General features: G+C 74.2%; 25 protein-coding genes. 16 read left to right on the top strand and 9 right to left on the bottom strand.

Annotated features, from left to right (window positions below):
- The first annotated feature begins 53 nt into the window (after nt 1-53).
- The 13 genes from OG556_RS32815 (at nt 54) to OG556_RS32875 (ending at nt 10,964) form a co-directional block, all read left to right on the top strand.
- On the top strand, nt 54-1,292 hold the full coding sequence (locus tag OG556_RS32815) for a beta-ketoacyl synthase (RefSeq protein WP_371515355.1): 1,239 nt from the start codon (nt 54-56) through the stop codon (nt 1,290-1,292).
- On the top strand, nt 1,289-2,191 hold the full coding sequence (locus OG556_RS32820) for a MaoC family dehydratase (protein ID WP_371515354.1): 903 nt from the start codon (nt 1,289-1,291) through the stop codon (nt 2,189-2,191). The genes OG556_RS32815 and OG556_RS32820 overlap by 4 nt, the downstream gene beginning before the upstream one ends.
- 7 nt (nt 2,192-2,198) lie before the next feature.
- The gene (locus tag OG556_RS32825; RefSeq protein ID WP_371515353.1) at nt 2,199-3,734 is read left to right on the top strand and encodes an AMP-binding protein; all 1,536 of its coding nucleotides are present in this window, start codon (nt 2,199-2,201) and stop codon (nt 3,732-3,734) included.
- A 57-nt stretch (nt 3,735-3,791) separates the two neighbouring features.
- On the top strand, nt 3,792-4,064 hold the full coding sequence (locus OG556_RS32830; protein ID WP_371515352.1) for an acyl carrier protein: 273 nt from the start codon (nt 3,792-3,794) through the stop codon (nt 4,062-4,064).
- 3 nt (nt 4,065-4,067) lie between these two features.
- Complete coding sequence (locus OG556_RS32835; protein WP_371515351.1) at nt 4,068-5,099, top strand: hypothetical protein; 1,032 nt, start codon at nt 4,068-4,070, stop codon at nt 5,097-5,099.
- On the top strand, nt 5,092-6,006 hold the full coding sequence (gene trpA, locus OG556_RS32840; RefSeq protein WP_371515350.1) for a tryptophan synthase subunit alpha: 915 nt from the start codon (nt 5,092-5,094) through the stop codon (nt 6,004-6,006). The genes OG556_RS32835 and trpA overlap by 8 nt, the downstream gene beginning before the upstream one ends.
- 19 nt (nt 6,007-6,025) lie before the next feature.
- A complete protein-coding gene (locus OG556_RS32845) occupies nt 6,026-6,400 on the top strand; it encodes an ectoine synthase (protein WP_371515349.1) in 375 nt (124 codons plus the stop codon).
- A 113-nt stretch (nt 6,401-6,513) separates the two neighbouring features.
- A complete protein-coding gene (locus tag OG556_RS32850) occupies nt 6,514-7,659 on the top strand; it encodes an acyl-CoA dehydrogenase family protein (protein WP_371515348.1) in 1,146 nt (381 codons plus the stop codon).
- Nucleotides 7,656-8,381: an N-(5'-phosphoribosyl)anthranilate isomerase gene (locus OG556_RS32855; RefSeq protein WP_371515347.1), complete on the top strand. Its 726-nt coding sequence runs from the start codon at nt 7,656-7,658 to the stop codon at nt 8,379-8,381. The genes OG556_RS32850 and OG556_RS32855 overlap by 4 nt, the downstream gene beginning before the upstream one ends.
- Nucleotides 8,378-9,136: an indole-3-glycerol-phosphate synthase gene (locus OG556_RS32860; protein ID WP_371515346.1), complete on the top strand. Its 759-nt coding sequence runs from the start codon at nt 8,378-8,380 to the stop codon at nt 9,134-9,136. Before OG556_RS32855 ends, OG556_RS32860 begins: the two co-directional genes overlap by 4 nt.
- Nucleotides 9,133-10,065 carry an alpha/beta hydrolase gene (locus OG556_RS32865; RefSeq protein WP_371515345.1) on the top strand — a complete coding sequence of 311 codons (933 nt, stop codon included), beginning with the start codon at nt 9,133-9,135 and terminating at the stop codon, nt 10,063-10,065. Before OG556_RS32860 ends, OG556_RS32865 begins: the two co-directional genes overlap by 4 nt.
- Before the next feature lie 75 nt (nt 10,066-10,140).
- Nucleotides 10,141-10,614 carry a hypothetical protein gene (locus OG556_RS32870; RefSeq protein WP_363377619.1) on the top strand — a complete coding sequence of 158 codons (474 nt, stop codon included), beginning with the start codon at nt 10,141-10,143 and terminating at the stop codon, nt 10,612-10,614.
- Entirely contained in the window at nt 10,611-10,964 is a 354-nt protein-coding gene (locus tag OG556_RS32875; RefSeq protein ID WP_371515344.1) for a hypothetical protein, read from the top strand. Before OG556_RS32870 ends, OG556_RS32875 begins: the two co-directional genes overlap by 4 nt.
- A gap of 434 nt (nt 10,965-11,398) precedes the next feature.
- On the opposite strand, the gene OG556_RS32880 is transcribed toward OG556_RS32875, so the two are convergent.
- The 3 genes from OG556_RS32880 to OG556_RS32890 all read right to left on the bottom strand — a co-directional run bounded on the left by OG556_RS32880 (nt 11,399) and on the right by OG556_RS32890 (nt 14,113).
- Entirely contained in the window at nt 11,399-12,898 is a 1,500-nt protein-coding gene (locus OG556_RS32880; protein ID WP_371515343.1) for a pentapeptide repeat-containing protein, read from the bottom strand.
- A 181-nt stretch (nt 12,899-13,079) separates the two neighbouring features.
- The gene (locus OG556_RS32885; protein ID WP_371515342.1) at nt 13,080-13,286 is read right to left on the bottom strand and encodes a DUF397 domain-containing protein; all 207 of its coding nucleotides are present in this window, start codon (nt 13,284-13,286) and stop codon (nt 13,080-13,082) included.
- The gene (locus tag OG556_RS32890) at nt 13,271-14,113 is read right to left on the bottom strand and encodes a helix-turn-helix transcriptional regulator (protein WP_371515341.1); all 843 of its coding nucleotides are present in this window, start codon (nt 14,111-14,113) and stop codon (nt 13,271-13,273) included. Before OG556_RS32890 ends, OG556_RS32885 begins: the two co-directional genes overlap by 16 nt.
- A 115-nt stretch (nt 14,114-14,228) precedes the next feature.
- Here OG556_RS32890 and OG556_RS32895 point away from each other — a divergent pair, with 115 nt between their 5' ends.
- Nucleotides 14,229-14,426, top strand: a complete 198-nt coding sequence (locus OG556_RS32895) for a hypothetical protein (protein WP_371515340.1) — start codon at nt 14,229-14,231, stop codon at nt 14,424-14,426.
- 97 nt (nt 14,427-14,523) lie between these two features.
- The gene (locus OG556_RS32900; RefSeq protein ID WP_371515339.1) at nt 14,524-14,991 is read left to right on the top strand and encodes an NUDIX domain-containing protein; all 468 of its coding nucleotides are present in this window, start codon (nt 14,524-14,526) and stop codon (nt 14,989-14,991) included.
- A gap of 18 nt (nt 14,992-15,009) precedes the next feature.
- On the opposite strand, the gene OG556_RS32905 is transcribed toward OG556_RS32900, so the two are convergent.
- From OG556_RS32905 to OG556_RS32920, 4 genes are all read right to left on the bottom strand, one after another.
- Nucleotides 15,010-15,918: an aminoglycoside phosphotransferase family protein gene (locus OG556_RS32905; protein WP_371515338.1), complete on the bottom strand. Its 909-nt coding sequence runs from the start codon at nt 15,916-15,918 to the stop codon at nt 15,010-15,012.
- Nucleotides 15,919-16,021: 103 nt separating this feature from the next.
- Nucleotides 16,022-16,735, bottom strand: coding sequence for a DUF6875 domain-containing protein (locus OG556_RS32910; protein ID WP_371515337.1), 714 nt, complete (start codon nt 16,733-16,735; stop codon nt 16,022-16,024).
- Complete coding sequence (locus tag OG556_RS32915; protein WP_371515336.1) at nt 16,732-17,397, bottom strand: hypothetical protein; 666 nt, start codon at nt 17,395-17,397, stop codon at nt 16,732-16,734. Before OG556_RS32915 ends, OG556_RS32910 begins: the two co-directional genes overlap by 4 nt.
- 89 nt (nt 17,398-17,486) lie before the next feature.
- Nucleotides 17,487-18,866, bottom strand: a complete 1,380-nt coding sequence (locus OG556_RS32920) for an aspartate aminotransferase family protein (RefSeq protein ID WP_371515335.1) — start codon at nt 18,864-18,866, stop codon at nt 17,487-17,489.
- A gap of 258 nt (nt 18,867-19,124) precedes the next feature.
- Here OG556_RS32920 and OG556_RS32925 point away from each other — a divergent pair, with 258 nt between their 5' ends.
- The gene (locus tag OG556_RS32925; protein ID WP_371515334.1) at nt 19,125-20,630 is read left to right on the top strand and encodes a multicopper oxidase family protein; all 1,506 of its coding nucleotides are present in this window, start codon (nt 19,125-19,127) and stop codon (nt 20,628-20,630) included.
- Between the two features lie 62 nt (nt 20,631-20,692).
- On the opposite strand, the gene OG556_RS32930 is transcribed toward OG556_RS32925, so the two are convergent.
- Complete coding sequence (locus OG556_RS32930) at nt 20,693-22,183, bottom strand: FAD-binding protein (RefSeq protein WP_371515333.1); 1,491 nt, start codon at nt 22,181-22,183, stop codon at nt 20,693-20,695.
- A gap of 63 nt (nt 22,184-22,246) precedes the next feature.
- The gene (locus tag OG556_RS32935) at nt 22,247-22,417 is read right to left on the bottom strand and encodes a hypothetical protein (protein ID WP_371515332.1); all 171 of its coding nucleotides are present in this window, start codon (nt 22,415-22,417) and stop codon (nt 22,247-22,249) included.
- Nucleotides 22,418-22,436 lie beyond the last annotated feature (19 nt).

Raw genomic sequence — 22,436 nt, forward strand, 5'->3', positions numbered from 1 at the left:
GCCGCACCCCGGCCCGCCCGCGCCGGCCCCCAACGCCCGGAAAGGACAAGACCATGGCAGCCCGCCCCACCCGGCCCCCCATCGCCGTCACCGGCCTGGGCGTCGTCAGCCCCGCCGGCCACACCCCGGACGCGTTCTGGCACACCGTCAGCACCGGCACCCCCACCGCCACCGCCCTCACCGACCCCGCCCTGGCCCGCCACCGGGTCCGCCTGGGCTGCCGCGTCACCGACCTGCCCGCCAACGGCCCCGTCCCCGCCAAGGACGCCCGCCGCCTCGACCCCTTCGCCCACTACGGCACCCTCGCCGCCCTCGCCGCCCACCAGGACGCCGGCGCCCCCGAACCCGACCCCGGCCGCACCGCCATCGTCGTCGGCAACGCGGTCGGCGGCCGCACCACCAGCGACCGCGAATCCGCCCTCTTCACCACCGCCGGACCCCTGCGCGTCAGCCCCCTGATGCCCCTGGTCACCATGCCCAACGCCGCCGCCGCCCAGATCGCCATGCGCCTGGCCTGGACCGGCCCCGCCCTGACCATCGCCACCACCTGCGCCTCCAGCGCCGACGCCATCGGCCACGCCGCCCTCCTCCTGGAAACCGGCCGCGCCGACATCGTCATCGCCGGCGGCTGCGAAGCCACCCTCACCCCCGTCACCCTCGCCGCGTTCGGCAACCTCGGCGCCCACTCCCAGCGCAACGACGACCCCACCCGCGCCAGCCGCCCCTTCGACACCGACCGCGACGGCTTCGTCATGGGCGAAGGCGCCGGCTTCCTCGTCCTCGAACGCCTCGCCGACGCCCGCGCCCGCCACCGCACCCCCTACGCCCTCCTCGCCGGCTACGGCTCCAGCGCCGACGCCTACCACCTCTCCAACCCCCGCCCCGACGGCGCCGGCGCCGTCACCGCCATGCGCGCCGCCCTCACCGACGCCGGCCTCACCCCCGCCGACATCGCCCACGTCAACGCCCACGGCACCTCCACCGTGCACAACGACCGCGCCGAAGCCGCCGCGCTGCGCACCGTCTTCGGCCCGCACGGCGTGCCCGTCACCTCCACCAAGGGCTCCATCGGCCACCTCATCGGCGCCGCCGGCGCCGTCGAGCTGATCGCCGCCGTGCAGGCCATGAACAGCCGCCTCGCCCCTCCCACCGCCAACCACGAGCACACCGAACAGGGCCTGGACCTCGACGTCGTCCACGGCACCGCCCGCCCCATCCGCGCGGGCGCGGCCCTGTCCAACTCGTTCGGCTTCGGCGGCCACAACTCGACCCTGGTGGTGACCCCGCTATGACCACGACACCCGCGACCACACCCGCAACCGCGACCACACCCGCGACCACACCGGCGACCGCGACCGGGCCCGCGACCACGCCCGCCCACCGCACCGCCCGCACCAGCACCACCGTGACCGCCGACGCCCTGGCCGCCTACCGCACCGCCGCCCGCACCGGCCTGCCCCCCGCCCCGGACGCAGCCGCCGCCCCCGCCCACCCCTTCGTCCTCGCCCACACCCTCGCCCAGCACACCGTCACCACCCTGACCACGGGCGATCCCGGCTTCACCGGCGTGGTCCACCTCGCCCAGGAGATCCACACCCACCACCTCCTCACCGCCGGCACCCACGTCGACATCGACGTCACCGTCACCGCCGCCCGCCGCGAAGCCCGCGGCACCCGCCTGGCCCTCACCACCCACCTCACCGACGGCACCCGCACCCTGGCCCGCCTCACCACCTCCGCCCTGCTGGTCGGCGCCACCACCATCGAACCCTTCGGCACCCTCACCCCCGCCGCCCACCCCGGCACCACCCCCGACACCGAACCCCTCACCCTCACCCACACCCTCACCCCCGCCGACGTCACCGCCTACGCCCACGCCGCCGGCGACCTCAACCCCCTGCACCTCGACGACGCCGCCGCCCGCGCCGCCGGATTCCCCGCCGCCATCGCCCACGGCATGCACCTGGTCGCCCTCGCCACCGAGGAGATCACCGACCGCCACGCCGACGGCGACCCCACCCGCCTCACCGCCCTGGGCGCCCGCTTCGCCGCCCCCACCACCCCCGGCACCCCGCTGCGCCTGACCCTGCAGCCCTACGACCGGGGCACGGTGGTGCGCTTCACCGTCGCCACCCAGGACGGCACCGCCGTCAAGGCCGGCTGGGCCGCCCTCACCCCGGCGGGGGAGTGAGACCCCGATGACCACACCCGCCGAACCCACCGCACCCGCCGCGCCCTCCACACCCGCCGTGCAGGCCCCGCCGCCGCTGTCGCTGCCCGACGCGTTCACCGCCCACGCCCGCACCCGGCCCGACGCCGTCGCCCTCCTGTGGCACGAACGCGCCGTCACCTACCGCGAACTCGCCGAAACCGCCGAACGCGAACGGCTGCGCCTGCACACACTGGACCTCGCCCCCGGCGAGCCGGTGGGCCTGCCCGCCGCCAAGTCCCCCGAGCAGATCGCCCTCGTCCTGGCCTGCCTGATCGAGCGCCGCCCCTTCCTGCTGCCCTCCCCGCAGCTGGCCCCCGCCCTGCTCGCGGCCCTGTTCGCCCAGGCCGGCGCCCGCCACCTGCTCGCCCCCCTCGGCCAGGACACCCCCGCCCTGCCCACCCTGGCCCGCCCCGCCCCCGTGCCCACCCTCGCCGCCGGCACCTCCTTCCTGCTCACCACCTCCGGCTCCACCGACCTGCCCAAGATCGTCCCCCTCGCCCAGGCCGCCGTCGACCGCTTCACCGCCTGGGCCCACGACACCTTCGACCTCGGACCCGGCCGCGTCGTCGCCAACTACGCCCCCCTCAACTTCGACCTGTGCCTGCTCGACGTGTGGGCCACCCTCGCCGCCGGCGGCACCGTCCTGCTCATCGACCCCGCCCACGCGCTCAACGCCCGCCACCTGCTCGCCCAGCTCACCCGCCACCGCCCGCACGTCCTCCAGGCCGTCCCCCTCGCCTACGCCCTCCTCGCCCAGGCCGCCGCCCAGACGGCAGGCACCGCGGTGCTGGACAGCGTCGAGCACGCCGCGTTCACCGGCGACGCCATCGACGCCCGCACCCTGGCCGCACTGCCCGCCCTGCTGCCCGGCGCCGCGCTCTACAACATCTACGGCTGCACCGAGACCAACGACAGCTTCCTGCACCGCCTGGACCGCCTGGACGCCACCGCCGCCCTGCCGGTGCCCATCGGCACCCCCCTGCCCGGCGTGCGCACCCTCCTCGCCGCCCCCGACGGCACCCCCGTCACCGGCCCCGGCCGCGGCGAACTGTACGTCTCCACACCCTTCCAGGCCGCCGGCTACCTGGACCGCTCCCGCGACGCCGGCCGCTTCACCACCCAGCCCGAGGGCGCCGGCCCCGGACGGCGCTGGTTCCGCACCGGCGACCTGGCCGTCCGCGACGAACACGGACGCCTGCACCTGACCGGACGCGCCGACTTCCAGGTCAAGGTCCGCGGCGTCGCCGTCAACACCGCCGAGGTCGAACGCGTCCTGCTCGCCCACCCCGAGGTCCGCGAGGCCGCCGTCGCCGCCGCCCCGGACCCGCTGACCGGCAAACGCCTGCACGCCGCCGTCCAACGCGCCGCCGGCTCCGCCCTCAACAGCCTCACCCTGCGCGAGCACCTGGCCCGCAACCTGCCGCGCGCCGCCGTGCCCGAACGCCTCGCCATCCACGACGCCCCGCTGCAAAAGACCGCCACCGGCAAGGTCGACCGCAAGGCCGTCCTGCCCACCGCCTGACCGAACCACCCGACCCGAAACCACCAGAACCCCACACACCCAAGGGAGTTGCGAGCCATGAGCAACATCGCCCAGATCAAGCGGTTCCTCATCGAGGAGTTCCTGCCCGACGTCACCCCCGACCAACTCGCCGACGACCACGACCTGCTCTCCGACGGCGTCATCGACAGCCTGGGCGTCCTCAAGCTCATCGCCTGGGTCGAGGACCACTTCGCCCTGCCCGTCGACGACACCGACCTCGACCCCAACAACTTCCGCTCCGTCACCGCCATCGACGCCTTCATCACCCAGCGCCGCGCCGTCCCGGCCAGCGCCGTGGCAGGCGGCTGACCCGTGCACCCGGCCCTCACCGCCCTGCTCGCCGGGCACGACGTCGACCTGGACACCTGGCGCTCGTGGTGGGACCAGCTGGAGCAGCGCACCCCGGGCCCGGCCCGCGACAGCGACCGGGCCCAGGCCGCGGCCCTGCTGGCCGCCCTCACCACCCGCCTGCCCGCCCCCGACACCCTCGCCGCCTTCACCACCTCCCTGACCGAACGCAGCCCCCACCCCGGCCCCGCCCACCCCGCCAGCGTCAACATCGTCGGCACCGGCGGCGGCCCGGCCACCTTCAACCTCTCCACCGCCGCCGCCCTGACCGCCGCCGCCATGGGCGTACCCGTCGTCAAGACCGGCTCCCGCGCCTACACCAGCAGCGCCGGCTCCATCGACCTGCTGGAACGCCTGGGCATCACCCTCACCTCCTCCCACACCGCCACCGCCGACCACCTCGCCCGCCACGGCATCGCCTTCGCCGGCCCCCACGTCTACCCGCCCGCCCTCACCCGCCTGGCCCGCCTCCTGTTCCCGCTCACCCTCAAACCCTTCGGCCGCCTCCTCAACACCCTCGGCCCCCTGCTCGCCACCGTGCCCGTCACCGCCCAGCTCACCGGCGCCGGCGCCGCCACCGACCTGCCCGCCCTGCGCCACCTCGCCCCCCGCACCCCCGGACGCGCCGTGTGGCTGGCCACCAACACCGCCGGCGCCGACGAACTCCTGCCCTTCGCCGACAACACCCTGCACACCCCCGACACCACCATCCACCTGCCCGCCGGCTCCATCGCCCCCGCCGACGGCACCCTGGCCGACCTCGCCCCCCACCCCGAGGACCTCACCGGCCACTTCCTGCAAGCCCTCGCCGGCCGCGCCGGCCCCACCGCCACCCACACCATCGCCCTCAACGCCGCCGCCCTCGCCCTCGCCTCGGGCCGCCACACCCACTGGCACACCGCCCACACCGCCGCCCTGGACGCCCTGGCCGACGGCGCCCCCCGCGCCCTGGCCACCCGCCTGCGCACCGACCACAAGGCCCCCGCCCATGCCTGACACCACGTTCTTCGCCGCCCGCGCCGACGGCCGCCCGCACCTGGCCCTGTTCCTCAACGCCGGAGACCCGCCCGCCCGCCTCACCGACCTGGCCCTCGTCCTGGAGGAGGAAGGCGTCGACGTCCTCGAACTCGCCGTCCCCTTCCCCAACTCGCCCACCGACGGCCCCGTCATCCGCCGCTCCGCCGACCGGGCCCTGGCCGCCGGCACCACCCTGGACACCGTCCTGGACGAACTCGCCACCCTGCGGCCCCAGTTGAAGAACCTGAAGATCGCGCTGCTCGCCGACTGGAGCCACAGCCTGCGCGCCGCCGACCCCGCCACCTGCGCCCGCGCCATCGCCCGGGCCGGCGCCGACGCCCTGCTCGTCCACGCCCTGCCGCCCCGCCTGCGCCCCGCCTGGCGCCAGGCCCTGCGCGAGGCGGACCTGCCGCAGGTCGCCACCTGCTACCCGACCTCCACCCCCGAGGTCCTCACCGCCGCCGCCCGCGACGCCCACGGCGCCTACGTCTACCTCGTCGCCCACTACGGCCGCTCCGGCACCACCCCCGCGGCAGGCCACCACACCCTGGCCGCCACCGTCGCCGCCCTGCGCGCCGCCGCCCCCGCCACCCCGGTCGCCATCGGCTTCGGCGTCAGATGCGCCGCCGACCTGGACGCGGTCGCCGCCGCCGGAGCCGACGCCGCGATCGTCGGCTCCGCCGCCGTCGCCCGCATCGAGACCGCCCTCACCGAGGGCCGCGACGCCGCCCAGGCGCTGCGCGCCCTCCTCCACGACCTCCGCCCGCCCGGGCCACCCCAGCCCGCCACGGCCGGACGCACCACCACCAGCACCACCAGCACCACCGCCGCACCGCGTACCACCACCACGCGCACCACCCCCCGCACCACCACCCCCGCCCACTGAAACGAAAGGCAGAACCAGCATGCTGATCCGCGACCTTGACGACGTCCAGACCGTCGAGTGGGGCAACGGCCTGTCCCGCCGCTTCCTGGTGGCCGGCGACAACCTCGGCTACAGCCTCACCGACACCATCGTCAACGCCGGCACCAAGTCCCGCCTGGAGTACCGCAACCACCTGGAGGCGTGCTACTGCATCGCCGGCTCCGGCGAGGTCATCGCCATGGACGGCACCTCCCACCCCATCACCCCCGGCCGCCTCTACGCCCTCGACCAGCACGACGCCCACTACCTGGTCGCCAGCCCCCACGAGGACCTGCGCCTGGTCTGCGTCTTCTCCCCGGCCCTGCGCGGCGACGAGGTCCACCAGCTCGACGCCGCCTCCTCCTCCGCCTACTAGGCCCCCTCTCCGCCCACCAGGCGAAGACCCCCTTCGAGTCACGCGCCGGCGCCCCGCGCGCCGGCCTGCCACCCCGGGCCCGCACGCGGGCCCGGGAGGAAGGCGGCACGTCCATGATCCGCTGGAACGCCGACCAGCACGCCCTGCGCGAGGGCCTGGCCCGCTTCGGCGACGACCTGAGCGCCGGCCACATCGAAGGCGACGAACAGGCCGCCTTCTCCCACGACAAGTGGCGCCTCGTCCAGAAGACCGGAATCCTGTCCCTGCCCTTCGAGGAACGCTACGGCGGGCTGGGCCAGTCCCTGCTCACCACCATGTACGTCCTGGAGGGCCTGGGCCAGACCTGCCGCGACGGCGGCCTCAACTTCTCCATCACCACCTCCCTCGCCTCCACCGGCGTCCCCCTCCAGGCCTTCGGCTCACCCGCCCTCAAAGAGGCCTACCTGCCGCGCATCGCCTCCGGCGAAGCCATCGGCGCCCACGCCATCACCGAGTCCGAAGGCGGCTCGGACGCCATGCAGATGCGCACCCGCGCGATCCGCGACGGCGACCACTTCGTCCTCAACGGCGCCAAGACCTTCGTCAGCAACGGCCCCGTCGCCGACGTCATCGTCGTCTACGCCCGCACCCACCCCCAGGGCGGGGCGCTCGGCGTCACCGCGTTCCTCCTGGACCGCGACATGCCCGGCATCAGCACCGGAAACCCCATCAAGAAGATGGGCCTGCGCACCTCGCCGCTGTCCGAGGTCTACCTCGACGACGTCACGGTGCCCGCCTCCCGGGTCCTGGGCCGCGTCGGCGGCGGCTTCCTCGTCCTGGACCACGTCATGAAACGCGAGATCCTCTACTCCTTCATCGTCAACACCGGCGAGATGCAGCACCGCCTGGCCCGCTGCCTCGACTACGCCAAGACCCGCATGTCCTTCGGCAAGCCCATCGGCTCCTACCAGTCGGTCGCCAACAAGATCGTCGACACCAAGATCCGCCTGGAGACCGCCCGCAAGTGGCTCTACGACACGGCCCAGCGCCTGGAGGCCGGCGAGAACGTCACCGTCGACATGGCGATCGCCAAACTCCTCACCAGCGAATCCAACCTCGCCACCTCGCTGGCCGCCGTCCAGGTCTTCGGCGGCAACGGCTACATGTCCGAGTACGGGCTGGAGAAGGACGTGCGCAACGCCGTCGCCGGCACCATCTACTCCGGCAGCAACGAGATCCAGTACAACCGCATCGCCGCCATGCTCGGACTCGGCAAGTGAGCGCCCCCGCCCCGCCCCGCCCGCTGCCGCCCACGCGGCCCCGCCACCTCAAGGTGTGCGGGGCCCGCACCCGCGCCGACCTCACCCTCCTCGCCGAATCCGGCCCCACCCTGGTGGGCCTGTGGCACGGCGTGCCCGGCGGCCCCGCCGAACTCTCCGAACAGCACCTCGCCCACCTCGCCGCCACCGCCATCCGCCTGGGCCTGGAACCCGTCCTGGTCACCTTCCTCGACGACGCCGACCGCCTCGCCCGCCTCGCCCGCGCCACCGGCATCCGCTGGATCCAGCTCCACGCCTACCAGAGCCCCGCCCTCGTCACCGAACTGCGCCACCGCCTGCCCTACGCCGTCCTCGTCAAAGTCCTCCACCTCTCCCGCGGCCGCTGCCTGGAACGCCCCTTCATCGGCGCCTTCGAACGCGCCGGCTGCGACCTGTTCCTGCTGGACACCGTCACCGACGACGGCCGCGTCGGCTCCACCGGCCACCCCCTGGCCCCCGCCGACGTCCACACCCTGCTGCCCCGCCTCACCATCCCCTTCCTCCTCGCCGGCGGCCTGAACGCCGCCAACCGCGACACCTACCGCACCGTCACCGACCACCCCCTGTACGCCGGCGCCGACATCGACACCGCCGCCCGCAACCGGGCCGGCGACTTCACCCACGAAGCCGTCACCGCCCTCGCCCACGCCTGGCACCCCCGCCCCAAGGAGGCGTACGTATGAGCGCCCCGCGGTTCCTCGACGCCCTGCTGGCCGCCGACCGCCCCCTGATCATGGAAGTCAAACTCCGCGACCCGCACGGCACCGACCTGCTGGGCCCGCGCACCGTCACCGACCTCGTCACCCGCTACGAACAGGCCGGCGCGCCCTGCCTGTCCGTGGTCACCGGCCGCTGGTTCGGCGGCACCCCCCGCCTGCTGCGCGAGGTCACCGCCGCCACCGACCTGCCCGTCCTGCAGAAGGACTTCCTCACCCGCCCCGCCCAACTGGAGGCCGCCGCCGCCCTCGGCGCCTCCGCCGTCCTGCTCACCGCCGCCCTGCTGCCCGCCACCTCCCTGCACCGCCTGGTCACCACCGCCCTCGCCCTGGGCCTGACCCCGTTCGTCGAGATCACCGGCGAACACGAACTCGCCCACCTGCCCCAGCCCGAACACTGCGTCATCGCCGTCAACAACAAGGACATCCGCACCCGCGAACGCGACCGCGGCGACCTCGGACGCAGCCTGCGCCTGCTGCCCGCCCTGCACGCCACCGGCACCCGCGCCCCCGTCTCCGCCTCCGCCATCACCGAACCCGCCGACGCCGCCCGCCTCCTGGACGCCGGCTACGCCGGACTGCTCATCGGCACCACCCTGATGCGCCAGAGCGACCTCACCGGCTGGCTCGCCGACCTCGACACCGCCCGCGCCGGAGCCACCGCCCGCGCCGGGGCCGCTGTCCGCACCGGGGCCACCGCCCGCGCCGGGGCCGCCGTATGAGCTTCCGTCCGAACCCGCGGCCCAACCCCCGCCTCGCCACCCGCTCCCTGGTCCTGGACGCCGGCGGCATCCCCGTCTCCGCCCTCGTCGCCGAACCCCAGGACCGCGCCCCCAAAGCCGTCCTCCTCGCCATCCACGGCCGCGGCATGCGCGCCGCCTACTTCGCCGGCCCCGCCCACCCCGACACCAGCCTGCTCACCCTGGCCGCCGACCTCGGCTACACCGTCCTGGCCCTGGACCGCCCCGGCCACGGCGCCTCCGCCCACCGCCTGCCCGACGGCCAGCTCATCGCCGACCAGGCCGCCACCCTGCACGCCGCCCTCACCGACTACGCCCGCGCCCACCCCGTCGGCGCCGGCGTCCAGCTCCTCGCCCACTCCTTCGGCGGCAAGATCGCCCTCCACCTCGCCGCCCACTGGCCCGCCGACCCCCGCCTGCCCCTGCTCGGCGCCGACATCTCCGGCCTCGCCCAGCACTACGCCCCCGGCGCGTGGGACCGGCCCGACGACCTCGCCGGCGGCGGCCGCCTCAACTGGGGCCCCCTCGGCCTCTACCCGCCCGGCACCTTCCACGCCGCCCGCACCCTGCTCACCCCCGTCCCCGCCCTCGAATCCCGCGAACTGGCCACCTGGCCCGCCCGCTACAGCGCCCTGGCCGCCCGCGTGCGCGTGCCGGTGCGCCTCACCCTCGCCGACCACGAGGCCTGGTGGCGCCTGGAGCCCTCCCACCGCACCGCCCTCACCGCCGCGTTCCCCCCGGGCCTGGCCCACCTCGTCACCGCCCACCGCGCCGGCCACAACCTCTCCCTGGGCCACGCCGCCCGCCCCTACCACCTGCGGGCCCTCGCCTTCACCGACGAATGCCTCACCCGCCCCCGGCCCCAGCCCGCCGCAGCCGCCCCCGAACCGCTCCTGGCCGCCGCCGGCTGACCGCAGGGCGGGCGATCACCCGCCCTGCGGGCGATCACCCGCCCTGCGGGCGACATCCGAGCTACTGTGGATGTCATGACTGCGGCCTACGAGGACGTGCCCTTCAGCGAACTCCTGCACCACCCCGCCGCGACCGCGCGCCGGCTGGACGCCGTCCGCGCGCTACGACTGCGGCGGCGCGACGCGGGGGACCTGGCCCTGATGCGCGTCGAGCAGATGGAACGCGACGCCTCCGTCGTGGACTTCACCTCGCGACTGCTGGCGGCGCTGGTACGGACCGGGAACACCGCCGCCCTGCGCCAGGCGCTGCCCGAGGCCCTGCCGTGGAGCACGTTCCTGCCCGCCGAGGACATCGACACCCTGCTCGGCGAGCTCGTGGACACCGCCCGCGGCGCGGTGGCCCTGGACAACCTCGCCCCCATCGCGCTGCTGCTCACCCAGTGGCGCCACAGCGCCGAGGTCCACGCCGACCCCGCCCTGCTCGCCCTGATCACCCGCGAGCCCGACGGCGACCTCGGGCCGGCCGCCATGCCCGAGGCCGCCGAGTGAGCCCCAAGCGCGGCGACCGCGCCGCGCCGCCCCCGAGCGGCGACGAGTACGACCTGCGCTTCGCCACCACCGAGGCCGCCGACGGCTGGGAACACCTGGCCCGTCAGGCAGCGGGAAACCTGCGCCGCGCCTTCGAGAGGATCCGCGCCACCCCCCGCGCCGCCGACCGCCCCGACCGCCAGCACCGTCTCAAGGGCAAGCTCGGCACCGGTGTCTTCAAGGGCCAGGAACTGGAACGCTGGCAGTACGAGGTCACCGGCGCCGGACGCATCTGGTACCTGCTGGACGATGCCGGCCGAACCGCGTGGATCACCTACGCCGGCACCGGGCACCCCAAGGCCACGGACTGACCACCGGCCACATCCCCGGCCGCGCGAGCCACTGCGCCATCGCCCGCGCCCATCGGTACGCCGCCAGGGCGCGTGAAGCGTATTGCCTTGGCGCCACGATGGCCTGACGTCTCGCCATGGAACAGTGGATCGTCATCGATCGTCTCCGTGGTGAACCTGACCGCCAACGGCACCTGCTGATCCGGCCGCCGTTGCGCTGCGGACGGCTGCATGAGAAGTCGGAGGGGCCGACTTCTCATGCAGGGTGGGACGACGCGACCGCGACCACCTGTGCAACAGCCGCCCCGGCCATGGCCGGCCTGGAAGGGAGACGTACCCGCCGGCGGCTGGTCGTCCCTGAACAGCGGCAGCGTCTCCAAGATCAGCCGGGTCTGACAGCAGGCCCCGGCGATCAAGCCGCCGGCCTGGTGCCGATCGACGGCCGACGGACCGACTCAGACAGTCACCTCGGCTGACCGTGCCCGAACCCGTCGGAGGGTCTCGTCGGCGCTTCTGCGCCAGGCCCAGCCGTCGGTGAGGGCGGCGCCGGCGGTGCGGCATTCGCCGTGGAACGTGGCGTATCCGCCGCCGCCCGGCAGCATGAAGTGCACCTTGAACGCGCTTCGCTCCAAGTTGGTGGTCCCGTGGAACTGCGTGCCCATGAAGTCCGCACGCGCGAACCGGCAGTCGCTGAGGTCGAAGTCGATCAGGGTGGCGGCGGAAAGGCCGAGATCGACTCCGTCCCAGAACCGTTCGCGCGGCGGGGAATCCGGCGCCGCCCCGGGGTCGTGAGGGCGGAGGTGGTCGGTGAGGATCTGCTGCGCGGTCCGCCGCAGCCTCAGTTCGGCCACCTGCTCCGCGGTGAGCGCGGCTTCATCGTCGGCCTCGAACGCCAGCGGCGCCCTCAGGAATCCGCAGACCGCGTCGACGATTTTGGCCCGCTGGTCGGCGCGGGCCTGGCCGAGCGCGTCGAGCACGTGCAGTCCGGACAGCCGCACCGCCGGGTCGGCGTCGGCGAGCTGGTGGGCGTAGGGCGCCACGGACTCGTCCGTCACCAGCCGGCCCGGCCCGTTGTCCCCGGGGCGCAGCACCCAGCCGAAGGGCCATTGCTGAGGGCTGAACGAGCCTTCCGCGTCGTCGGACTCCGAAGCGTCGTCTTCCTCGGCGACGGTGTCCGCGGTCGCGCCGGTGAGATCCACACTCGGCTGGTCGAGATGGACCTGATCGCCGAACCAGGCGTCGCCGAACTCCGCATCCGCCCCGAACCGTGCCTTCCAGAACCAGGCCGGACCGTGGAATCGCGCGCCGCGGAAGGACACCCGATCCCGGAAGCAGGTGCCGTCGCTGCCCTCGTACCAGGTCTGGTACTCCTCCTGAAGCACGGCGCTCGGCCAGCCGGGGTCGGCCTCGTTCGGCTCGCGCCAGGGGATCTGCACGCCGAACGGGTCCGGCTTGCCAGAGGGCAGATCGCCGTCCTCGTCGAACTCTTCGAATCGGGGGTCGTCCTCCTGGACGGACTCCTCACCACGACCGAACCAGGCCATATTGTCGAACCGGGCGCCGGCGAAGCCGGCCGGGGAGCGGAACCGCGCCAGCCCGAAGTGGGCGTCTGCGCCGAACCTGACGTCGGCGAACGACGCCTCGCCTTCGAACACGGCCCGCGCGAAGATCGCGTCGTCGCGGAAGTGAGCGCCGTCGAAGACGCAGCGGCCGCGGAAGTGGGCGTCCGCGAAGACAGCCGGGCCGAAGGAGCAGCCGCTGAAGTCGACGTCCGGCAAGACGGCGCCCTCCAGGGCGAAGGCGAGGTGGTCTCCGCCCCGCGCCAGCGCGACAAGAACCGCGACAGCACTGTCGACAGCTTCCACAACCGTGCCGCGCAGGTAACGGCACACGGCGTCGGCGGCAGGTTGGCGCAGCGCGGGATGTGCCCGGGCGAGTGTCTCAAGCTCCTGCAAGCCGGCGTGGTGCGCGTCGGCACCCGGTCCCGCCAAGCAGTCGGCTATCCGCTGAAACTCTCCGGAGGCGTCCGGCTCCCTCGGTGATCCCATGCCGCCAGACCCTAGCGCAGCACCGCGTTGACCCTTCGGGGGCTCATGCGGCTTTGAGTGGGGAGCCGTCGCAGGCCCAGCGGTAGGCCTAGTTGGTGCCGAATTCTCCTGCGCGGACGGCGGTGACGAAGGCCTGCCAGGCGGGGGTGGGGAAGAGGAGGACCGGGCCGTGGGGGTCCTTGGAGTCGCGGACGGGCTGCACGTGGGTGAAGCCGTCGGCGACTTCGATGCACGCGCCGCCGCCACCGCTGTGCGAACTCTTTCGCCAGCGGGCGCCAGTCAGTCCGACATCCATTCGAAGTTTCTCCTTGCAGAGCGGATCATGGCCAGCGAGTCGGCCCTGTTCGCGGCCTCGACTGCAAGCCGATCGTAGCTCTTGGCTAGACCCGCGACGGATTCGTTATCCCGGTCGAGGTAGCCACGCTGTTCATTCTCGGTGTAAGCGACCAATCTGCGCCCAGGCATGGTAAGGAGATGCACCATCCGGAGGAACGGCTGGTTCTCGCCCAAGGAGAAGGGCACTACCTGAACGACCACGTTCGGTTGGGTGGCCATGTGCTCAAGGTGGTTCATCTGCTCGATCATCACGTCTCGGCCGCCGACTACCCGCCTGAGGCAGCTTTCGTCCATCACCGCGTGGAGGAATGGTGGTGGCGTTCGGTCCAGGCACTGCTGGCGAGTTAGACGGAAGGCGACGCGTTCCTCGGCCTCTTGTGGCGTGGCGGTGTTCTGCCCGACCTTTCCCAGTTCGAACGCGGTGGCATAGCTGCGGGTCTGTAGGAGCCCGGGAATGATGTTGATCTCGAACAGCCGGATCTGCTCCGCGCCGTTTTCGTAGTTGGCGTACTCGGGGAAGCCCGGAACCAACGCCGTGTGCTTGTGCTGCCACCACATCAGCATCAGAGTCCCGCCGGTCTGCAGGACTTCGTCGGCCTTGGCGGCAAACTTCTCACTCGGCGGTCGGCGCGCAAGTTCAACGAACGAGACGTACGACGGGCTGACTCCGCACTTGCGCGCAAGCTGTTCCTGCTTGAGCCCCTTCATCATGCGTGACCTGCGGAGTTGGACGGCGAAGGGAGCCCAGGGGCTCGACTCGGGGTCAATTTCCTTGATGTTCACCATGGTTGCTCCAACTACACAAGTCTCCGAAGTCAAGTGCTTCGCCGCTTCCGATGCTAGGTGATGTCGGGTCACCATGTGCACAGAACGTGAAACATTGATTGCGGAGGGTTTCCTCATGGCCGATGCCCAAGTTCCCCGCCTCCACGGCTACGGCGTGCGCTGGGACACCGGGGCCCGCCTCTACCGGGTCCGCAACGAGCTCACCGGGGAGTGGCTGCGCCAACCGGACGGTGAGCTCGGCGGGTTCAGGTCCTTCTCCGAGGCCTGGAGCACCTGGCGCGTCTTCGAGGTCCACAAGCGGCCGGGGGAGTGAGCGCCTGACGCATGACGGCTGAACTCCTCGCCCGCCTCCTCTGGTTGGCGGGCTTCTCCCTCGTACTCCTCGCCGCCCTCAGAAGGTGAACCGCCCGATGCGTGACCCCCGCCTCCTCGCCAAGCCGCCCGTGTGCCGGCTCGGCTGCCTCGTCCTCGTCCGCAACCCGCGCGGCGACGTCCTCCTCGTGGACCCGGACTACATGGACGGCCTGATCCTGCCCGGCGGCGCCGCCCAGCCCAACGAGCCCCCGCACCTGGCCGCCGCCCGCAACCTGCACGCCGAGACCGGCCTCAACCTGCGCCTCGCCGACGTCCTCGCGGTCGACTTCACCCCCGCCGACCGCCACCTGGAACGCCTCAACCTCGTCTTCGACGGCGGCACCGTGCGCGACGACGTCCGCCTCACCGTCCCGCCGCAGCACAGGAGCGGCCTGTTCGGCGCCCGCTTCGTCCCCGTCCGCCGGCTCCCCGACGTCATGGCCCCCTCCCAATCCGCCCGTGTCAGCGAGGCGTTGGCGGGCCGTGCGCTGCCCGTCCTCCTCCACGGCCAGCGCGCGACCTGAGGACCGCGCCGCCCTGGTTCACCGCGCGCCGGAGGACCCCAGGATCGCGGACAGCCGCGCCAGGCATTCGTCGACGAAGCCGGGATAGGTGCCCCAGTAGTACGACAGCCCGCCGACCCCGACGCCGGCCGCCCACGCCCGGGCCCGCAGCCACGTCACGTCGTCGAGGCCGAGGGCGTCCCAGTACGCCTGGCGGGCCGGGGAGGGAAGGTCCCACACCGTGGCGTGCTCGGCGTCGGGAAAGCCGACCGACAGGCATCCGAAGTCGATGACCGCGTGCAGCCTGCCCTGCCGGACCAGCAGGTTGGAGGGTTTCAGGTCGCCGTGCAGCCACACCTGGCGCCCGGACGGCCCGGGCAGGTCGAGCGCGCTCTTCCACAGGTGCAGCAGGTGCTCGATGTCGAGGTCCAGGCCCGGGATCGTCCGGCACTTCTCGAAGCATGCGGTGATCGACTCGTCGCTGTCCCGCAGGTCGCCTCCGCGGTACCAGTCGAGCGCGCCGTGGCGGACGGCCCCCATGAGCGGAGCGGAGTGCAGGCCCTGGACGACCGCCGCCAGGTCGGCCCCGAAGGCGGGCCAGTCGGTGACCGACCCCGGGCCGGGCTCCTCGCCGTCGATCCAGCGGTACACCGACCAGGCGAGCGGGAACACGGCACTGGGCGTCCCGGCGTGCACCGGCTCCGGGACGCGGCACGGCAGGTGCGGCGCCAGCCGCGGCAGCCACGTCAACTCCTTCTGTACGGAGTGCGCGCTCTGCGCGGTGCGCGGCAGCCGCACGAGCAGGTCGTCGCCGAGCCGGTACATCGTGTTGTCCGTGCCCGAGCCGGCCGGCGCGATGGGCAGGTCGGCCCAGTGCGGCCGCTGCTCCCGGAGCAGGGAGCGGACGACGGCCTGGTCGGCGAAGACCTCGTTCTCGTGAAGCGTCACGGTGAGAGCCTTCACGCCGGGCCCCGCCGCCGCCAGTGGTTTTCCCGAGGGGTGCGCGCGGAGCCGGGCGCCGACCCGGCTCCGCGCGCAGGGGGGCCGCGGCTCAGGCGGCGGTCAGGCGGGCGGTCCTGCGGTGTTCCGTCATGCCGGAGACCAGCTGGTCGCGGATGCGGGCGGGGACCTGGGGGGCGAAGCGGGCCAGGTAGTGGGCCAGGTGGGCCTCGTCGGCGACGAGGAAGGGCAGGTCGAAGACGAGGAGCTTGCGCACCGCCAGCAGCGGCACGGGCGCGCGCAGCGGCCTGAAGGAGTGGTTCCACAGGCCCCCCTCCTCGCAGACGGGGTGGAACTGGCCGATCATCAGCCCCTGTTCGACGAACTCGTCCTTGGCCTTGCGCTGCGCCTCGTCCAGCGCGGTGGAGTCGGCCCGGTCCAGGCCCGGCAGCACCAGCAGCACGGTCAGCAGCTCCCGGTCCGACTCCTCCGTCAGGTCGGCCAGCAGCCGGTCGTACCAGGCGCGCAGCTCGCCGACCAGCGCGGGCAGGTCGCCGTCCGCGCCGGTGTCGGCGACGGCGATGTGGAACAGGCCGCGGCGCAGCGAGGGCTGGGTGTAGGGGCAGACGGGGCCGCTGCGCCCGAGGTCGGGGTGGGCGGTGGTGAGGAAGCGCCGGCTCCAGGCGAGGATCTCGGCGGCCTCGGGGTGGTGGTCGGCGGCGCCGGCGTCGATCTGCTCGGCGGAGTAGACGCGCAGCGCGGTGTCGATGCGCAGTGCGGTGCCGCTGTGCAGCGCGGTGTCGATGTCGAGGGTGTGGGTGGTCATCGGGGGCCCCGCCACACGGGGGTCAGGCGGGGGCCGCCGGCGGGCAGGGCGATGGCCTCGCCGAAGCGGGTGAAGCCGCCGGCGCCGCAGACCCGGGCGCCGCCGGGGGAGCTGGTCTCGGCGTAGGCGGCCTGGCCGTCGTGGTCGACGCGGGCCAGGAAGGCGCGCAGGAGGGCGGTGCCGGTGCCGGTGTGGCGGGCGTCGGGGTGGGCGCCGACGAACGCCAGGTAGTGGTGGGGGCGGTGGCGCGGGTGGCGGCGGGCCTGGAGACGGGTGATGGCGGCCAGGCGGCGGGCGGATTCGGGGTGGGCGTCGGCGTCGACGGCCGCGTCCAGGGCGCGGGCGGCCGCCTGGTCCTGGTGGCCGGGGTGCTCCCACACGCCGGGGGGCAGGAAGAGCAGCGCGCCGGCGGGGGCGTGGTCGTCGGGGTGCTGGGCGGTCAGGGCGCCCTGGTGGGCCAGGCACTGGTCGACGTGGACGCGGAAGAAGGCGGGCAGGACGCGGGCGCGGTGGGCGTCGTCGGGGAAGGCCCAGCGGGTGAGCGGGTCGTCGTGGAAGGCGGCGGCGAGCACCCGGGCGAGGGCGGGGGCCTCCTCGGGTCGGGCGGGGCGGACCGCGGGGGCCGCGAGGGCGGCGCCCGGCGGGACGGTGGCGGTGGTCAACGGACACTCCTCGGCAGACAGGCGGCGGGCGGCGGGACAGCAGGGCGGTCGTACGGGGGGCGCACTCGTACAGCGGGGCGACGGGCGGGTCAGGGCCGGGCGGTGGCGAGCGAGGTCAGGCGCGCGTGCAGGTCGGGCAGGTGGTCCTCGGCCTCGGGCTTGATCAGGACGCTGCGCAGCACCGAGGCCCCGTCGGCGTCCGCCGCGGCCGCCGGGTGGCGGCGGGTGAAGTCGGCGGCGTCCACCCGCAGCAGGCTCAGGTAGAGCGGGTCGTGCTCGTCGGCCATGCCCTGGCGCAGCACGTGCCGGCTGGCGGCGTCGACGGCGGACATCGGCGTCCCGCCGGGGGTGGGGTGGTAGGTGACGATGTCCAGTTGCGGGCGCTGGTGGAGGGTCAGGTGCGGGCTGTCCTCGATCAGGTCCGCCCAGGCCAGGGCCGCGCGGCGCCCTCCGGCCAGGACGGCGCCCAGGCCCTGGGGGGTGAGCGGCAGCAGTTGCAGGGTCAGCCACAGGGCGGCGGCCGCGGCGCCGGCGCGCGAGCATTCCAGGCTGATCTCGCCCAGGTGCAGTTCGGCGTCGGTGAAGTAGGTGTAGGGGGAGTCGTGGGCGAAGTGGCGGCCGATGTCGGGGTCGGCGAACAGCACCGCGCCGCAGCCGTAGGGCTGGAGGCCGTGCTTGTGCGGGTCGACGGTGACGGAGTCGCAGCCGGCGATGGCCCGCCACGGCGCCGGGTCCAGTCGCAGGGCGGCGGCCTGGGCGTCGTCGGTGGCCAGCAGGGCGAAGAACCCGCCGTAGGCGGCGTCCACGTGCACCCGCACCCCGTGGCGGCGGGCCAGTGCCAGCACCTCGTGCACCGGGTCGACGGCGCCGAGCCCGGTGGTGCCGGCGGTGACGACCACCGTGCCGACGCGGCCGGTGGCGAGCAGGGCGGCCAGCGCGTCGACGTCCATGCGCCCGTCCGCGTCGCAGGCCACCGCGTGGCCCTCGACGCCCAGGACGTGGCACATGCGGCTGTGCGTGTAGTGGGACTGCGCGCTGTAGGCGACGCCGAGCCCGGGGTGGCTCTGGCGGGCCACGTACAGGGCTTCCAGGTTGGCGATGGTGCCGCTGCTGGTGAGGTGGCCGACGTGGCGGGGCAGGCCGAACATGGCGGCGAGCTGGGCGACGCACTCGCGTTCCATGTCGTTGGTGGCGGGCCCGCCCTCGTAGGCGTGGTTGTTGGGGTTGAAGCGCATCGCCGTCAGGTAGCCGACGACGGCGGCCGGGTGCGGCGGCTTGACCATCTGCCCGGCGTAACGGGGGTGGAAGAACGGGTAGTTGTGCTCCAGGCGCTTGGCGAAGCGCTCGAACGCGGCGGCGAAGTCCGCGTCGTCCACCTGGTGCGAGGGGTGCGGGCTGTACGGCCCGAACCGCTCTCCCCACTGCTCGGCGACCTCGGCCGCCCTCGGCAGCCAGTACCGCAGGTCCACGCTCCGGCCCTTCCCTTCGAGGGATCCTCCAGTGTTCTGCGAGCCACGGTGACCGCCCGCCGCAAGCGGCCCGCAACACCCGCAGCTCACCGCGCGCCCCGCCCGCAACCCGCCCCGCGCGGTCCACCGGGCCTCAGCCGGACCCCAACCGGGCGCAAGGATCCGCTGCTGCAATCACCCCCGGAACCCGCCCCGGCCCCACCCGCCGGGGCCGCACGGGCACACCGCCACACCGGGCCGGCAGCAGGAGGACGCGCGATGGTGACCAGACGCAGGATGATCGGCGCCGCCCTGGCGACCGGGGGAGGGGTCCTGCTCATGCGCACCACCCTGCGCCCGGCCGCCTCCGTCGAGACCGCCGCCGCGGCCGCCCACACCCACCCGGGCACCGACGCCTCCGCCGCCGAGGCCGACCCGGGCCCCGACGCCGGCCCCACCCTGACACCGAAGTTCACCGCCGCGATGCCCCTGCCCCCGGTGCTCGCCCCCGTCTCCACCGACGGCGGCGCCGACACCTACGCCGTCACCATGCTCAAGGCCTACGCCCGCATCCTGCCCGGGCACCGCACCGACGTCCTCACCTACAACGGCGCCTTCCCCGGCCCCGTCATCCGCGCCCGCTCCGGACGCCCGGTCGTGGTGCGCCAGACCAACCTGCTGGACGACCCCGTCTCCGTCCACCTGCACGGCGCCCGCGTCCCCGTCGCCTCCGACGGCGGCCCCATGAACCTCCTGGACGCCGGCGCCACCCGCACCTACACCTACCCCAACGACCAGCCCCACGCGAGCCTGTGGTTCCACGACCACGCCCACCACCTGGAGTCCGAGCACGTCTACCGGGGCCTGGCCGGCACCTACCTGATCACCGACGCCACCGAAGCCGCCCTGCCGCTGCCCGCCGGCCGCTACGACCTGCCCATCGCCCTGCGCGACGCCCGCTTCGACCCCCAGGGCCGCCTCGTCTACCGCATGGACGACCCCCTCAACCGCACCACCATCCTCGCCAACGGCCGCCCCTGGCCCAAGGTCGAGGTCGCCGCCCGCAAGTACCGGCTGCGCCTGCTCAACTCCTCCAACCTGCGCTTCTTCTCCCTGCGCCTGGCCGACGGCGGCCCCCTCACCCAGATCGGCTCCGACGGCGGCCTGCTGGAACGCCCCCACGTCACCGACACCGTCGACCTCTCCCCCGGGGAGCGCGCCGACGTCGTCGTCGACTTCTCCCGCTACCCGGTCGGCTCCAGCATCGTCCTCACCAACTCCATGCCCCCCGGCCCCGCCGAACACGTCGGCCAGGTCCTGCGCTTCGACATCACCCGCGCCGCCGACGACCCCAGCCGCGTCCCCGCCCAGCTGCGCACCCTGCCCGCCCTGGGCGCGGCGGCCCGCGAGCGCACCGTGGTCATGGAGTACCAGGAGAAGCCCGGCGCCGCCCCGCTCGGGCTGATCGACGGCAAGGTGTACGACCCGGCGCGGGTGGACGCCTCGGTGGCGTTCGGCACCTCGGAGATCTGGACGGTCGTCAACGCCAACAAGGACGTCCCGCACAACTTCCACCTGCACCTGGTGCAGTTCCGGGTGCTGGCGCGCAACGGCGCCGCGCCCGGCCCGGCGGAGTCCGGCCTGAAGGACACCGTGCGCCTGCTGCCGGGGGAGAGCGTGCGCCTCCAGGCCCTCTTCGACTCCTACCGCGGCCGCTACCCCTACCACTGCCACCTGCTGGACCACTCCGCGATGGGCATGATGGCGCAGCTGGAGATCACCTGACGGGGCCCCCGCCCGCCCCCGCCGGGCCGCCCGCCCCCCGCGGGCGGCCCGGGGCCCGGCCGTCAGCCGGCGTGGATGCCCTGGCCCGGCGCCAGGATCCCCGCCGGGTCCCACCGCCGCTTGGCCCGCTCCACCCGCTCCCACAGGCCGCCGTAGTGGCGCCGCCAGTCCGCCCCCGTCATCCCCGGCACCGCCCCGATCAGGTACCGCTTGCCGCCCAGCTCCACCGCCCGGTCGTACAGCCGCCGGTTGCGCTCCAGCATCGCCGCCGTGTCCGCCCCCGGCGCCGGGAACGCCAGCAGGTCGAAGTGCCAGCCCACCGGCTCCTGCGGCAGCACCGCCAGCGGCGTCCCCACCCGCGCCCGCGCGTACGGGTAGAACAGCAGCAGCCCCGCCCCCAGGTCCGCCGCCGTCAGCAGCGCGGTCGCCTCCCGCATGAACACCCCCACCGTCGAGGCCGGCAGGAACAGGCTCAGCCACGGCTTCGGCAGCCCCCAGAACCCGGCCGCCCGCAGGTACCCCGCGAACGCGTCCACCCGGAACGCGTACTCGCGCCAGCTCTGCTCCACCACCGTCGTCTCGCCCGGCACCCCGTGCAGCCCCGCCAGCAGCGCCTCCCGGTCCACCGCCCGCCCGGCGTCCCCGTAGGCCACCAGCTCCGCCGTGTAGCGCCACCGCTGCCCGTCCGCGCTGCGCACCACGTTGCCGACCTGGAGGTCGAAGCGGCCCTGGGCCAGCACCTTCTCCTGGTCCGCGCGGTAGAGGTCCGCGTCGTCGTAGGCCAGGGTGAACACGGTGGCGCGCTCGCGCGCCGGCACCAGGGCGAGCGTGGCCCGCACGATGATGCCCACCTGCCCGCCGCCGGCCAGCACCGCCTCGAACAGCTCCCGGTTGTGCTCGCGCGAGGCCGTCACCAGCTCGCCGGTGCCGGTCACCACGTCCAGCGACCGCACGGTGTCCGCCTGCAGCCCGTGGCGCTGCACCGCCCCGCCGATGCCGCCCACGCTCAGCGTGCCGCCCACCGACAGGTGCAGGTAGTCCGTCAGGCACGGCGGCATCCAGCCCGCCGCCAGCGCCGCGTCCGTCAGCTGCGCCCAGGTGGCGCCCGCCTCCACCACGGCGCGCCCGGGCTCGACGGAGAGGATCCGCGACAGCCCGCGCGCGTCGATCGCGATGCCGCCGCGGGGGTTGGCCTGGCCGTAGCTGGAGTGCGACTCCAGCCCGTCGTTGCCGGCCGTCGCCTGGTCGCCGCTCTGCCCGTTGACCGCCACCGGGATGCGGTGGCGGCGGGCGAAGGCCACCACCTTCTGCACGTCGCGCACCGAGGCCGGGCGCAGCACCGCGCGGGGCGAGGCGGTGACCAGGTGCCCGAAGTCGGAGGAGAACCGTTCCACGTCGGCGCCCCGCAGGGCCACCGTGCCGTCCAGGGCGGGCAGTTGATCCACGTTCTCGCCCGGCTCGGCGGCCCAGGCGCGGGCGGCGGTGTTCCAGCCGACGACGGCGGCGCCGGCGCCGGCGATCAGTGCGCGGCGGGACAGACCTGAACTGCTCATATCAGTGTTTCTCCGATCAGTCGTCAAATAGGGATTGTTGTACCGCAACCACCCCGCGACCACCTACCTCCCCGCACGCCCCTCCTGCTGCTCCAGCCCCGCCAGCGCGGCCGCGACGTACTCCCGCATCCGCGCCTGGTGGGCCGGGGCGCCGTCGGGGATGTGCGCGCAGGCGGCCCGCGCCTCCTCCAGCAGCGCCCGTGCGCCACCCGCGGCGAGCCGGCCGCCGTCCACAGCACGTAGGCGAGCTTGT

It is taken from the genome of Kitasatospora sp. NBC_01300, assembly GCF_041435235.1.
In the GTDB taxonomy this organism is placed as follows: Bacteria; Actinomycetota; Actinomycetes; order Streptomycetales; family Streptomycetaceae; genus Kitasatospora.